Source organism: Roseibaca sp. Y0-43 (genome assembly GCF_020667835.1).
Classification (GTDB): Bacteria; Pseudomonadota; Alphaproteobacteria; order Rhodobacterales; family Rhodobacteraceae; genus Roseinatronobacter.
The window spans coordinates 79,920-93,619 of record NZ_JAFMPR010000001.1 but is presented as its reverse complement, the minus strand read 5'-3'; the positions used below and the strand labels follow the sequence as shown (position 1 = coordinate 93,619).

At 64.2% G+C, this 13,700-nt stretch carries 12 protein-coding genes; 8 read left to right on the top strand and 4 right to left on the bottom strand.

The features are described 5' to 3' along the window. Window positions 1-216 precede the first annotated feature (216 nt). From lptF to J1C52_RS00445, 4 genes are all read left to right on the top strand, one after another. Window positions 217-1,317: an LPS export ABC transporter permease LptF gene (gene lptF, locus J1C52_RS00460; protein WP_227425949.1), complete on the top strand. Its 1,101-nt coding sequence runs from the start codon at window positions 217-219 to the stop codon at window positions 1,315-1,317. After that, window positions 1,314-2,408: an LPS export ABC transporter permease LptG gene (lptG, locus tag J1C52_RS00455; protein WP_227425948.1), complete on the top strand. Its 1,095-nt coding sequence runs from the start codon at window positions 1,314-1,316 to the stop codon at window positions 2,406-2,408. Before lptF ends, lptG begins: the two co-directional genes overlap by 4 nt. Continuing rightward, window positions 2,408-4,585, top strand: coding sequence for an LPS-assembly protein LptD (locus tag J1C52_RS00450; protein ID WP_227425947.1), 2,178 nt, complete (start codon window positions 2,408-2,410; stop codon window positions 4,583-4,585). Before lptG ends, J1C52_RS00450 begins: the two co-directional genes overlap by 1 nt. 114 nt (window positions 4,586-4,699) lie before the next feature. Further along, window positions 4,700-5,935, top strand: a complete 1,236-nt coding sequence (locus J1C52_RS00445; RefSeq protein WP_227425946.1) for a peptidylprolyl isomerase — start codon at window positions 4,700-4,702, stop codon at window positions 5,933-5,935. 68 nt (window positions 5,936-6,003) lie between these two features. Here the strand turns inward: J1C52_RS00445 and ftsY are convergent, their stop codons facing one another. Further along, window positions 6,004-7,044, bottom strand: coding sequence for a signal recognition particle-docking protein FtsY (gene ftsY, locus J1C52_RS00440; RefSeq protein ID WP_227425945.1), 1,041 nt, complete (start codon window positions 7,042-7,044; stop codon window positions 6,004-6,006). A 152-nt stretch (window positions 7,045-7,196) separates the two neighbouring features. On the opposite strand from ftsY, the gene J1C52_RS00435 reads away from it, so the two are divergent. Together J1C52_RS00435 and J1C52_RS00430 are read left to right on the top strand one after the other, a co-directional pair. After that, complete coding sequence (locus J1C52_RS00435; protein WP_227425944.1) at window positions 7,197-8,231, top strand: alkane 1-monooxygenase; 1,035 nt, start codon at window positions 7,197-7,199, stop codon at window positions 8,229-8,231. After that, complete coding sequence (locus J1C52_RS00430; RefSeq protein ID WP_227425943.1) at window positions 8,228-8,623, top strand: hypothetical protein; 396 nt, start codon at window positions 8,228-8,230, stop codon at window positions 8,621-8,623. Before J1C52_RS00435 ends, J1C52_RS00430 begins: the two co-directional genes overlap by 4 nt. Window positions 8,624-8,627: 4 nt before the next feature. Here J1C52_RS00430 and J1C52_RS00425 read toward each other — a convergent pair whose 3' ends face one another. Next, window positions 8,628-9,485 carry a helix-turn-helix transcriptional regulator gene (locus tag J1C52_RS00425; RefSeq protein WP_227425942.1) on the bottom strand — a complete coding sequence of 286 codons (858 nt, stop codon included), beginning with the start codon at window positions 9,483-9,485 and terminating at the stop codon, window positions 8,628-8,630. An 82-nt stretch (window positions 9,486-9,567) separates the two neighbouring features. On the opposite strand from J1C52_RS00425, the gene cysD reads away from it, so the two are divergent. Continuing rightward, on the top strand, window positions 9,568-10,473 hold the full coding sequence (gene cysD, locus J1C52_RS00420) for a sulfate adenylyltransferase subunit CysD (RefSeq protein WP_227425941.1): 906 nt from the start codon (window positions 9,568-9,570) through the stop codon (window positions 10,471-10,473). After that, window positions 10,473-12,371: a sulfate adenylyltransferase subunit CysN gene (gene cysN / locus J1C52_RS00415; RefSeq protein WP_227425940.1), complete on the top strand. Its 1,899-nt coding sequence runs from the start codon at window positions 10,473-10,475 to the stop codon at window positions 12,369-12,371. The genes cysD and cysN overlap by 1 nt, the downstream gene beginning before the upstream one ends. 43 nt (window positions 12,372-12,414) lie before the next feature. Here cysN and folD read toward each other — a convergent pair whose 3' ends face one another. Continuing rightward, window positions 12,415-13,308, bottom strand: coding sequence for a bifunctional methylenetetrahydrofolate dehydrogenase/methenyltetrahydrofolate cyclohydrolase FolD (gene folD, locus J1C52_RS00410; RefSeq protein WP_227425939.1), 894 nt, complete (start codon window positions 13,306-13,308; stop codon window positions 12,415-12,417). Window positions 13,309-13,336: 28 nt separating this feature from the next. Continuing rightward, window positions 13,337-13,636: a chorismate mutase gene (locus tag J1C52_RS00405; protein ID WP_227425938.1), complete on the bottom strand. Its 300-nt coding sequence runs from the start codon at window positions 13,634-13,636 to the stop codon at window positions 13,337-13,339. Between the last annotated feature and the right edge of the window lie 64 nt (window positions 13,637-13,700).

Here is a 13,700-nt window from a genome sequence, read left to right as displayed (position 1 = left end):
AATCCGTCGAGCAGTATTGGTTGAAGTGGGCTCTCTTCGTTGTCGGTTCGCATAGACATAGGAACCGCTTTCCACCTCACCTCACCACCCCTCCAACCGCGCATACCCCCCGAAAGCGTATCCGCCCTCCCGCGCGCACCTTCCCCCTCTTCCCCGTGGCATTCGCGCGGCCAACCCGTTATGGTCCGGCAAGCCATTCCAAAGGACACCCCGCGCGTGACCCGCATTGACCGATACCTGCTGGCACAGCTTCTGTCTGTCTTTGCCTTTTTCACGCTGGTTCTGGTCGCGGTCTATTGGGTGAACCGTGCCGCGCGGCTGTTCGATGCGGTGGTGGGCGATGGACAAAGTTTCCTTGTGTTCCTCGAACTCTCGGCGCTGACGCTGCCGAATGTGTTCCGCGTGGTGCTGCCGCTCTCGGCCTTCGCCGCCGCCGTTTATGTCGCCATCCGCATGACGCGCGATAACGAGATGGCGGTGTTGCAGGGCACGGGGCTGTCCTATGCGCGGCTGCTGCGGCCCGTGGCGGTGTTCGGGCTGATCGTGGCGCTCATGTTGGGGGTGTTGATGCATGTCCTCAGCCCGATGTCGCGCGCGCAACTGGCCGAGCGGCAGGTGGCGATTGCCAGCAATATCAGCGCGCGGCTTCTGCGCGCGGGCGAGTTCTTGCAGCCCACCGACGGGATCGTGGTCTTCATCCGCGCGATTTCCGACGATGGCACCTTGCAGGATGTGTTCCTGTCCGATGCCCGCACCGAAGGCCGCCGGGTGGAATATAACGCCGCAAGCGCACTTCTGGTCACGGGCGAGGGCAACGCGATCCTTGTCATGCGCGACGGCGTGGCGCTGGTCTTTGCCGAGGCGGGCGAGCGCCTGACCACGATCAGTTTCGACGAGCTGACCTATGACGTGGGCGCGCTGATCGCGCCCGATAGCCGACAGGCGGATGTGCGCGAATTGCCCACGGCGGCGCTGATCGGCGCCAATGCGCAAAGCCTCGCCGCGCTGGGCGTCACGCTGGCAGAGCTGCGGTTCGAACTGGCCTCGCGCGTGGCGCAGCCGCTTCTGGCGGTCATCACCGCGCTGGTGGGCTTCGCGGCGCTGTTTCTGGGGCAGTTCAGCCGTTTGGGCGTCTGGCGGCAGGTGCTGGCGGCGATCGTCATTCTGGCTGTGCTGCAATTGCTGGCCAATGCCACCGCCGGGATCGCGCTGCGCCGCGCCGATGCGGCGGCGCTGGCCTTTACCCCGGTGGTCGCGGGCGCGGCGGTGGTCGCGGCCATGGTGTGGTGGGCGGCACGGCGACGGGGGCGGCGATGATCCTGTCGGTCTATTTCCTGCGCCGCCTGTTCCTGACGGCGGCCATGGTGTCGGGCGTGTTCCTGGGCATGATCCTGCTGCTGGACATGGTCGAGCAGTTGCGCCGCCTGTCAGGCACCGACGCGGGCTTTGCCGATGCGCTGCGCCTGTCGCTCTTGAACGCGCCAGAGGCGTTTTACGAGATCGCGCCGCTGGTGCTGATGCTGGCCGCGCTGTGGCTGGGCCTTGGCTGGTCGCGCAATTCGGAATTCGTCGTGATCCGTGCGGCGGGCCGGTCGGTGCCGCGCCTGTTGGCGGTGCCGGCGGTGGTGTTGCTGCTGGTCTCGGCGCTGTTCATGGTGGCGATGAACCCGCTGGTCGCCAGTTCGGCGCGCGAATACCAGCGCAGCCTGAACGCGCTGATGGGCGGAACCGGCGCGGTGGTGGCGCTGGCGGGCAATGACCTGTGGCTGCGTCAGGCCGATGCGCAGGGTCAGACCGTGATCCACGCGCCGCGCGCCGAAGAGACCGGGACGGTTCTGTTCGACGCCTCTTTCCTTGTATTCCACCCCGAGCGCGGGCTTTCGGTGCGGCTGAGTGCGGCGCGCGCCGATCTGCGCCCCGGCGCGTGGCAGTTGCAGGACGTGAAGCAATGGCGCCTGTCCGACCTGAACCCAGAGGCCCAGGCCTTGTCGCTGCCGTCGCTTGCCGTGCCCACCGACCTGACGCCAGAGAAGATCCGCGACAGTTTCGCCCAAGTGCGCACCATCCCGCTGTTCCAGCTTCCGGGCTTCATCGCGGCGCTGGAACGGGCGGGGTTTTCGGCCCGCGAACACCAGATGCGCCTGCATATGGAACTGGCGCTGCCGGTGCTGCTGACAGGCATGATGTTGTTGGCTTTGGCGCTCAGCATACATCATGCGCGATCCGGCGGGGCAGGAATCCGGGCCTTGATCACGATTCTCTCTGGATTCACCCTGTTCTTTTTGCGTAACTTCGCACAGGTCTTGGGGGAGACCGGGCAGATTCCCGTGCTGCTTGCTGCATGGGGTTTGCCGATTGCGACAGTGCTGCTTGCCTTGGGTGTGATGCTGAACCTGGAGGAAAACTGATGGGCCGTGCGCCCCGGACGCCTTGGCGGCGCGGATTTGTCCGTGCGCTGGCTTGTGCGTTGGGGCTAGGGCTGGGGCTGGGGGCCCCGGTGCTTCCCGGTCTGACATCGGCGCAGGCGCAAGAGGCCGATTTCGCCACGCTGCTGGCCGACCAGCTTTACCTTGATGGGCCGAATCGCCTGATTGCCCAAGGCAATGTCGAGGCCTTTTTTGAGAATGCCCGCCTCAGCGCCGCGCGTATCGTCTATGATCGCGCGACGGGCGCGATGCAGATCGAAGGGCCGATCGTGCTGACCGAAGGCACCCGCGCGGTCATTCTGGCCGACAGTGCCGAATTGCGCGAAGGGCTGCGCTTGGGGTTGATCCGCTCGGCCCGCGTGGTGCTGGACCAGCAATTGCAGATCGCCGCGAACACGGTCGAGCGCCGCAGCGAGCGCTTTACCGAGATGAACAATGTCGTCGCTTCGGCCTGTGAAATCTGCCCCGAGCGCAACACGCCCCTGTGGGAAGTGCGCGCTGACCGCGTTGTGCATGACACGCAAGAGCGGCAGCTCTATTTCGAGGGCGCGCGCTTTCGCATGTTCGGCCTGCCGGTGGCCTATATCCCGCGCCTGCGTATCCCCGATCCCAGCCTTGAGCGTGCGACGGGCTTCCTCAGCCCGCGCTTTTCGCTCGACAGTGACCACGGGGTGGGCCTGCGTGCGCCGTATTTCATTGCGCTGTCTGCCGACAAAGACCTGACGCTCACGCCCTTTCTGGGAACCAAGGGCACCTATGCGCTGGAAGCGCGCTACCGTCAGGCCTTTTCCAACGGCTTGCTGGAACTGGGCGGGCTGATCGCGCGCGATTCCATCCGGCAGGGCGAATTGCGCGGCATGGTCTATGCCAAGGGCGATTTCGCGGTGCCGCGCGGGTATACCCTTAGCTTCAACCTGATCCAGCCCTCGGACCGCAGCCTGCTGGAAGACTACGACCGGGGCGAGCCGCGCCTGACCAGCGACATCACGCTGGAGCGGGTCCGCCGCGACGAGCGTATCCGCGTGCAGGCGCTGCAATTCCGCTCGCTACGCTTGGGCGATGTGAATGCAAATCTGCCCAATAGCGTGGGGCAGGGGCTATATGACCGCCGTTTCGACATGCCCGGCGTGGGCGGCACGGGCCGCATAAGGCTAGAGGCCGAAGGCTATTCGCGCCGCAGCCCCTTGGCGGCCGACCCCAAGCGTGTGGCCCGTTTCTCGGCCGATCTGACATGGCGGCGCGACACGATCCTGCCGGGCGGCGTGCTGGGGGCCATCGGCGGCAATCTGGGCTTCGACCATTTCCGCATCGGTGCCGCCGCCAGCGGTTTTGCGCCCACGGTCAGCCGCTGGCGCCCGTCGCTTATGGCTGAGTTGCGCTGGCCCTTGGTGCGCGCCACGGCGGGCGGGGCAAGCCATGTCATCGAACCCGTGGCCCAGCTGATCTGGAGCAATGACCGCACCTATGTCCTTCCCAACGCCACCAGCCGGATGCCCGAACTGGACGAAGGCAACCTGTTCACCTTCGACCGTTTCGCAGGCGGCGATGCCCGTGAAGCAGGGTTGCGCGCCAATCTGGGGCTAAGTTGGACACGTTACGACCCGAATGGCTGGTCCAGCACCGTGACCGTGGGGCGGATCGTGCGGGACCGCGATCTTGGGCAATTCTCGCCGGCCTCTCCCTTGGCAGGCAAACAATCGGATTGGCTGCTGGCGGCCAGTGTCGACACGGCGGCGGGGCTGAGCCTGTCCAGCCGGTCGCTCTTTTCCGAGGATTTCAACCTGACCCGCAGCGCCATCGAACTGGACTGGACCGCGGCCGATTTCGGCATATCCACCAGCTACATGCGCATCGAAGCGGACCCGTTCGAAAACCGTGCTGTCGACGCCTCGGAATGGACCTTCGACGGCAGCCGTGCGCTCGACGAATATTGGACCGCCCGCGTGGGCTGGCGCTATGACATCGCCTCGCGTCGGGCCGCGCGCACTTCGGTCGGGCTGGATTATGAAAACGAATGCCTGCGCATGGCCATGATGATCGAGCGCGAATATTCCGCGACGACCAATTCCAACTCGACCCGGTTCGGCCTGAACATCGACATTCTGGGCATCGGCGGCAACCCTTCGATCACGCGCAAGCGGTGCTCTGATGGGTTGTGATGCGCGCGAATGGGGGGCATGACATGACCCGCCCGGTGGTGTATGCCCGAACCAGACCGACCAGCACCCATGGCGCGCCGCGCGCGGGCCACGCAGCAGAACGGACCAAATCAGATGCGTAATACCTTTTCCCTTCGTGCCAGCTTTTTCGGGATGGCCCTTGCCGCCTTCGGCGCGCTGCATTTCGCAGCCGCCCCGGCGCTGGCCGACAACCCGTTCGCCCCGGCTCGAAAGGTCGGGGACCGGATCATCACCGAATATGATGTCAGCCAGCGGATCACCTTTTTGGAATTGCTGAATGTCGGTGCCGAAGACATGCGCGAGGAAGCCCTGTCGCGCCTGACCGAAGAAGCGATGCAACGTGCCTATGCGCAGCGCCGCGACGTGCGCCTGACCAGCGAGGAACTGGCCGAAGGCATGGCCGAATTCGCCAGCCGCGCCAATCTGGAAACCGATGCGTTCATCGCGGAACTGGCCAATGGCGGCGTGGATCGCGAAAGCTTCGTGTCCTTTGTCGAAGCGGGCCTGTTGTGGCGCAAGGTGGTGGGCAACGAATACAGCCTGTCCACCGTCGTGACCACGACCGACGTGCAGCGCGCGCGCGACGTGGCCGCCATTCGCGGCACCAAGCGCGTGCTGATCTCTGAAATCTTCCTGCCCGCCGACCCGGAATTTGCCGAACCCGTCGCGCAGATCATCGGCCTGATCGAGAATGCCCGCACGATCGAGGAATTCTCGGCCATCGCGCGGGAATATTCGCTTGCGGGCACGCGCGATCAGGGCGGGCGTCTGGACTGGTTGCCGCTGACGCAATTGCCGGGGCAGATTTCCGGCCCCCTCTCTGCCGCCAGCCCCGGAGAGATCATCGGCCCGATCGAATTGAACGGGGCGATTGCCTTTTTCCAGCTGCGTGCAGAGGACAGCACCCGCCTTATCCCGGCCAATCAGGTCAAGCTGACCTATAAGCGCCTGCTGCTGCCCGGCGGGCGCAGCCCCGAGACGCTGGCCACCTATGCCGAGATTCAGGCCCGCGTGCAGCATTGCAACGGTCTGGACCCCTATGCTGCCGGCCTGCCGGAAAACTACCTGACCGAGACCGAGGCGCTGATGCAGTCCATTCCGCAAAGCGATGCGGTGGAACTGGCGCGCTTGGACCGGTTCGAGATGTCGGCCAACACGGTCGAAGGCGGCAATCTGGTCGTGCTGATGTTGTGCGCGCGCGAGTTGGAACTGGAAGAGCGCCCCAGCGACATTCAGGTCGAGAACGGGCTGTTCAACGCGCGCCTTGGCGGGCGCGCGCAGCTGAAGCTGGACGAGCTGATCGCCGACACCGTGATCGTGGATTACTAAGCGCCAAACGGCCGCGCGTTGCGGCCCCTGTCCCGGCGTTCAGCCGGGACCGCGCGGACTGACTGCGTTCAGCTATCGTCTTGCTTGGCGGACAGCTCGCCGCCGACCAGCGCTTGGGCGAATTCTTCCGGGTCAAACGCTTGCAGGTCGTCAATCTGCTCGCCCACGCCGATGGCGTGAATGGGCAGACCGAAACGGTCCGCCAAAGCCACCAGAACACCCCCGCGCGCCGTGCCATCGAGCTTGGTCATCACCAGCCCCGACACATCGGCAAGCTTGCGGAAAATCTCGACCTGGTTCAGCGCGTTCTGCCCCGTGGTCGCATCCAGCACCAGAAGCGTGTTATGTGGCGCGTCCGGTTCCAGCTTGCGCAGCACGCGCAGGATTTTCGCCAGCTCCTCCATCAGGTCGGTGCGATTTTGCAGTCGCCCGGCGGTGTCGATCATCAACAGGTCCACGCCCTCGGCCTTTGCGCGGCTGAGCGCGTCATGCGCAAGGCTGGCGGGGTCGGACCCTTCGGGCGCGGTCATCACCGGCACGCCCGCGCGGTCGCCCCAGACCTGCAACTGTTCCACCGCGGCGGCGCGGAACGTGTCGCCCGCCGCGATCATCACCGATTTGCCCGCCGCGCGGAACTGGCTGGCCAGCTTGCCGATGGTCGTGGTCTTGCCCGCGCCGTTCACACCCACCACCAGCACCACCTGCGGGCGCGCGGGGTATAGCGGCAGCGGCTTTGCCACCGGCTCCATGATGCGGGCGATTTCCTCGGCAAGCGCGGATTTTATCTCTGGCACCGACATTTTCCGCCCGAACCGCCCTTCGGCCAGGTTCGCGGCCACGCGGCCTGCCGTTTCAACGCCCATATCAGCGGCGATCAGCAGGTCTTCAAGGCTTTCGAGCATGTCGTCATCGAGCACCCGGCGCGGGGCACCGCCGCCCATGACACGGCCCAACAGGCCCGGTTCAGCCTGCGGTTTCGGGGCGGGCGCAGCTTGTGGTTCGCTGTCTTCTGCCGCGTCCGCGCCGTCTTCTACCAGCGCATCCAACCCTTCTTCCAGCTTGGAAGAGGATTTGAACATACGATCCTTGAGCTTCTTGAAAAACGACATGCGATCCGCGCCCCGATTGTTCCCGAACAGGGCTAGCGCATTGTGCGCCAAAGGGAAAGATGCGGCTTTGGCCACGCGATTGTGCATCTGGCCGCATGGCATGGCAGGAAAGCCGTGTTATCTTGCGACAAAAGCGATCCGGAACTTGGCCCATGAAACACCCCGTCCTTCCCTTCGCGCTGGCCAGCCTGCCGCCCGTGGTGCTGCTGGGCCTCGGCACGTTTCAGGGCGGGCTGTGGCTATGGGCGGCGGCGCTCTACACGTCGTTCTTCGCCTTTGGTCTGGACGAGGCGCTTGCCATGGCCAGCCGAGAGGGTGCGCCGGAAAGCACGGAACGCGCCGCCAACCGCCTGTCGGTCGTGCTGGCCTTGTCGCATCTGGCGCTGGTGCCCTTGGGCGTGGCGGCGGTGTCGGGGGCAACTGGCCTCGGCACGCTGGAGCAGGTGCTTGCCTTTTTCGGCTTTGGGCTGTTCTTCGGCCAAGTCAGCAACTCGAACGCGCATGAACTGATCCACCGCAGCCAGAAGGCGTTGTTCAACCTTGGCAAATGGGTCTACATCTCCATGCTCTACGGGCACCACACCACGGCGCACCGGCTGTTGCACCATGCCCATGTCGCCACCCCCAAAGACCCGAATTTCCCGCCCAAGGGCCGCAGCTTCTATGCCTATTTCCCGCGCGGCTGGGTGCGCAGCTTCACCCATGGTTTCGCTGTCGAACGCGAACGCGCGGCGCGCACGGGGCGACTGAACCCCTATGTCGAATATGTGGGCGGGGCGCTGGCGGTGCTGGTGGCGCTGTGGCTGGCCTTTGGCAGCGCGGGCATCGTGGCCTATCTGGGCCTGTGCTTTTACGCCCAATCCCAGCTTGCGATGGTCGATTACCTGCAACATTACGGGCTGGCGCGGCGCAAGCGGGCGGATGGCTCGTATGAGCCGCAAACAATTTACCATAGCTGGAACAGCCCGCACTGGTTTTCCTCGCATATGATGGTCAATGCTTCGCGCCATTCCGACCACCATGCCAATCCGGGGCGCGTCTACCCGGCGCTGCGCCTGCCAGAGGATATGCCGGTGCTGCCCTATTCGCTGCCCGCCATGGGCATCATTGCGCTGATCCCGCCCCTGTGGTTCAAGCTGATGGATAAACGGGTCGACAAGGTTCTGGCCCGGATGGAGGTTGCATGATCCGTATTCTGACGGTGCTTCTGGCCCTCGCGGTGCCTGCGCAGGCCCAAACCCCCATGACCGCGCAGGAATTCGAAGACTATGTCACCGGCCGCACCCTGACCTTCGGCTTCGCGGGCGATGCTTATGGCGTCGAGGAATTCCGCGAAGGTCGCCGCACCACATGGGCCTTCATGCAGGAAGAATGCCGCGAAGGCCGCTGGTTTCCGCGCGGCGAGCAGATTTGCTTTGTCTATGACGATTTCCCGACCGAGGAACACTGCTGGATCTTCTGGCAAGACGGCGGCGGCCTGAACGCCCGCTTCATGGGCGAAGAAAACGGCACAGAGCTTTACGAGGTGCAACAAAGCCCGCGCCCGCTGATCTGTCCGGGGCCACAGGTGGGTGTATAAGCCGCTACCCAAACGCCAAGGCGCTGCACCAGATCAGCCGCATCAGCGCGGGCTGGCCGGTCGTGCCGGTTTTGGCGTAGATCTGCTTGGCATAGCTGCGCCCGGTTTCGCGGGTCAGCCCCAGGCTGGCGCTGGCCTCTGCCAGGCTTTGGCCCTGCGCCACCGCGCGGGCAAGGCGGGCTTCAGAAAGGGTCAGGCCAAGGGCGTGCGCCAGCGTTTCGGGGTCGGGCAGGTCACGCGGCGCGCGCAGCAGAACCGTGCCATCGGGCAGGCCATAGGCCGATACGCCGTCGGGCAGGGCGCGCAAGGTGCCCGGCGCGGTCGTGACGACTCCGCCCGCATCCAGCAAGCGCTCGGCGGTAGCGTCCGGCCCATCCGGCCCGACCAGCCCCAGCCCCGCGCGCCAGTGCAGCGCCTGTGCGGTCTGTAACGCCTGCGCAAGCCGCGCGCGCTCTTGCCCCAATCCCAAGGCTTGCGCGACATGCGGCATCAGGCTGGTCAGCCGCGCGCTGTCGGCGGCGCGGAACTGCCCGCGCGCGCGCCACAGCCATAGCCACAGGCGCGGTTCCGCGGCGGCGATCACGCGACTGTCGCCTTGGGTGAAATCGGGGTCGAAGGGACCGGCGCGGTCTGCCATCTCTTCCGCCCCATAGGCGCGTGACGGGCGCAGCGCTGCGAAACAGGCGGGGCGGTCGGGCGGCGGGGTATCGGTGCAGGCCCATGCCTGTGCCTCGGCATAAAGCACGACTCGGTCGGCCTGCATCTGGCCGCGTAGCAGCGCGAGCGCTGCGCCCCAAGCCTGCGTTCCGCGGGCCGCTTCGGCCAGCGCCAGAAGGAACTCACTGTCGTCGCGCGCAATCATTTCGCAGACTTACCCCCATTTGGGGGGTTCCCGCAAGCATTGGCTTGTCTAACTCGCTTTCAGCCAAACATTCGGAGCGGATATGACCCATACCAACCTGACCCACCTGCAACGGCTGGAGGCCGAAGCGATCCACATCATGCGCGAGGTCGTGGCGCAGGCCGAAAACCCGGTCATGCTGTATAGCGTCGGCAAGGACAGCGCCTGCATGTTGCACCTGGCGAAAAAGGCGTTCTACCCGTCGCCGCCGCCCTTTCCGCTGTTGCATGTCGACACCACGTGGAAATTCAAGGCCATGTATGCCATGCGCGAAGCCGCCGCGCGCAAGGCCGGGATGCAACTGATCGTGCACCAGAACCCGGACGCGCTGCGCCAAGGCATCAACCCGTTCGACCATGGCAGCCTGCATACCGATATGTGGAAAACCGAAGGGCTGAAACAGGCGCTGGACCTGCACGGCTTTGACGCCGCCTTCGGCGGCGCGCGCCGCGACGAGGAAAAAAGCCGCGCGAAAGAGCGGATTTTCAGCTTCCGCACCGCCAGCCACCGCTGGGATCCGAAGAACCAGCGCCCCGAACTTTGGCGCAACTACAACGCCCACAAGGCCAAGGGCGAGTCGATGCGCGTCTTTCCGCTGTCGAACTGGACCGAGCTGGACATCTGGCAGTATATCCACTTGGAAAACATCGAGATCGTGCCGCTTTATTATGCCGCCCCGCGCCCGACCGTAGAACGCGACGGGATGCTCTTGATGGTCGATGACGACCGCTTCCCGCTGCGCGAGGGCGAAGAGCCGGTCATGCGCTCTGTCCGCTTCCGCACGCTGGGCTGCTACCCGCTGACCGGCGCGGTCGAATCCGAGGCCAAGACCTTGCCCGAAATCATTCAGGAAATGCTCCTGACCACCACATCCGAGCGGCAGGGCCGCGCCATCGACCACGATCAAGCCGCGTCGATGGAGAAGAAGAAGCAGGAAGGGTATTTCTGATGTCCGAGATTTACAAAACCGACGCCCTGATCGCCGAAGATATTGATAAATATCTGGAAATTCACCAGCACAAGACCATGCTGCGCTTCATCACCTGCGGGTCGGTGGATGACGGCAAATCGACCCTGATCGGGCGCTTGCTCTATGACAGCAAGATGATTTTCGAGGACCAGTTGGCCACGCTGGAAGCCGACAGCAAGCGCGTGGGCACCCAAGGCGAAGGTATCGACTTCGCGCTCTTGGTCGATGGTCTGGCGGCGGAACGCGAGCAGGGCATCACCATCGACGTTGCCTATCGCTTCTTCGCCACCGAAAAGCGCAAATTCATCGTGGCCGACACGCCGGGGCACGAGCAGTACACGCGCAACATGGTTACGGGCGCGTCAACCGCCGATCTGGCGGTCATCCTGATCGACGCGCGCAAGGGCGTGCTGACCCAGACGCGGCGCCACAGCTACCTTGCCCACCTGATCGGCATTCGCAACATCGTGCTGGCGGTAAACAAGATGGACCTGATCGGCTACGATCAGGCCAAATATGACGCGATCGTCGCCGATTACCGCACGTTTGCCCAGAGCATCGGGATCACCGAATTCACCGCGATCCCGATTTCGGGCCTTGCGGGCGACAACATAACCACCCGCAGCGCCAACACACCATGGCACGACGGCCCGGTGCTGCTGGAGCATCTGGAAACGGTCGAACTGAACCAGACGGTCGAGCAAGACAAGCTTTTCCGCATGGCGGTGCAATGGGTGAACCGCCCGAACCTCGATTTCCGTGGCTTTTCCGGCACCATCGCCACCGGCGCGGTGAAACTGGGCGACGAGGTGCGGGTTCTGCCCTCGGGCAAGACCTCGACCATTTCGCGCATAGTGACCATGGACGGCGATCTGGAGCAGGCGGTTGCGGGCCAAGCCGTTACCTTGTGTCTGGCTGATGAAATCGACTGTTCGCGCGGGCAAATCCTGTGCGCGGCGCAAAACCCGGTGGAAGTGGCCGACCAGTTCGAAGCGACCGTCATCTGGATGGACGAGGTCGAAATGACGCCGGGCCGCGCCTATTGGCTGAAGCTGGGGCCGCAAACCGTCAGCGCGACGGTCGCGCAGCCGAAATACCAGGTGAATGTCAACACGATGGAACATCTGGCGGCCAAGACGCTGGATCTGAACGCCATCGGTGTGGCCACTGTGACCACTGACCGCGATATCCCGTTCGCACCCTACGAGAATAGCCGCGATCTTGGTGGGTTCATCCTGATCGACAAGATGACCAATCGCACGGTGGCTGCGGGGCTGATCCACTACTCGTTGCGGCGGGCGCAGAACATTCATTGGCAGGCGACCGATATCAGCCGCGACCACCATGCGGCGATGAAGAACCAAAAACCGATGGTGTTGTGGATGACGGGCCTGTCCGGCTCTGGCAAATCCACCATCGCGAACCTTGTCGAGAAGAAACTGGCGCGGATGAACCGGCACACCTTCTTGCTAGACGGCGACAACGTGCGCCACGGGCTGAACAAGGATTTGGGCTTTACCGATGCCGACCGCGTGGAAAACATTCGCCGCGTGGGCGAGGTGGCCCGCCTGATGACCGATGCCGGTCTGATCGTGATTACCGCTTTCATCTCGCCCTTCCGGTCCGAGCGCGACATGGTGCGCGGCATGATGCAACCGGGTGAGTTTATCGAGATCTTTGTCGATACACCGCTGGAAGAGGCCGAGAAACGCGATGTGAAAGGGCTTTATGCCAAGGCGCGCTCCGGTCAGCTGAAGAACTTCACGGGCATCGATTCGCCCTATGAAGCGCCGGAGAACCCGCAAATCCGCATCGACACGACCAAGATTAGCGCGGAAGAAGCGGCTGAGCTGATCGTGTCCAAGCTGATCCCGTAAGCGGATTGCACCGGCCCCCGTCTCAGATGGGGGCCGGTTTCTCTTAGGCCGTCAGGCCTTCAGGCTCTGCCAAACCATTGGCGCGGCAGCAGGCGGTCACGGTATTGGCCAGCAAGCACGCGATGGTCATCGGTCCGACGCCCCCCGGAACCGGGGTGATCGCGCCCGCGACGGCGGCGCAACTGTCGAAATCCACATCGCCCACAAGCCGGGTTTTGCCGCCTTCGCCCTCTATGCGGTTGATGCCCACGTCAATGACAGTGGCGCCCGGCTTCACCCAATCGCCGGGGATCATCTGGGGCCGTCCCACGGCCGCGACCAGAATATCGGCGCGGCGGCAGACCTCGGGCAGATCGCGCGTGCGCGAATGCGCGATGGTCACGGTGCAGCTTTCGCCCAGCAGAAGCTGCGCCATCGGCTTGCCCACGATGTTCGAGCGCCCCACCACGACCGCGTTCATCCCCGACAGACTGCCATGATAATCACGCAGCATCATCAGGCAGCCAAGCGGCGTGCAGGGCACCATGCTTTTCTGCCCCGTGCCCAACAGGCCAACGTTCGAAATGTGAAAGCCGTCCACATCCTTGGCCGGGTCGATACTGTTGATGACAAGATCCGAATTCAGATGAGATGGCAGCGGTAACTGCACGAGAATACCGTGAACTTTCGTGTCGGCATTCAGCTTCGCGATCAGGTCCAGAAGCTCTGCCTCTGACGTGTCGGCAGCCAGCTTATGTTCGAAAGATGCCATTCCGGCCTCGACCGTCTGCTTGCCCTTTGAGCGCACATAGACCTGGCTTGCCGGGTCTTCGCCCACCAGCACCACCGCCAGACCGGGCACCAGCCCATGCTCTTCCCGCAAGCGGGTGACATGGTCGGCCACCTTGGCGCGCACTCTTTCGGCAAAGGCTTTTCCGTCTATCAAACTGGCGGCCATGGAACTCTCCTTGCATCAGCGGGGCGTGTTACCGTTTCCCCAGAACCTGTTCTTCGCGGGCGATGGACCAATCGATCAACTCGGTCCAGAACTTGCGCACCAGCGCCGGGTCCAGCCCTTGGCGGAGCGCTTCCGCCTCGACCTTGGCCAGCACGTCATTCACGCGGCTGTCGATGCGGGCGGGCAGGCCTTCGGCGGGTTTCAATTCGATGGCACGGTCGATATGCGCCACGCGCCGGGCCAGAAGCGCGACCAGCTCGCGGTCGATCTGGTCGATCTGCACGCGCAACTCTGCCATGGTCTGACACGATGTCGGGTCAAGCGTCATGAGGAACCTCTTTTGCGTCGCCTTCGCCTAGCCCCAGATCGCCCTTGCCGCAACCGCAAAGCGG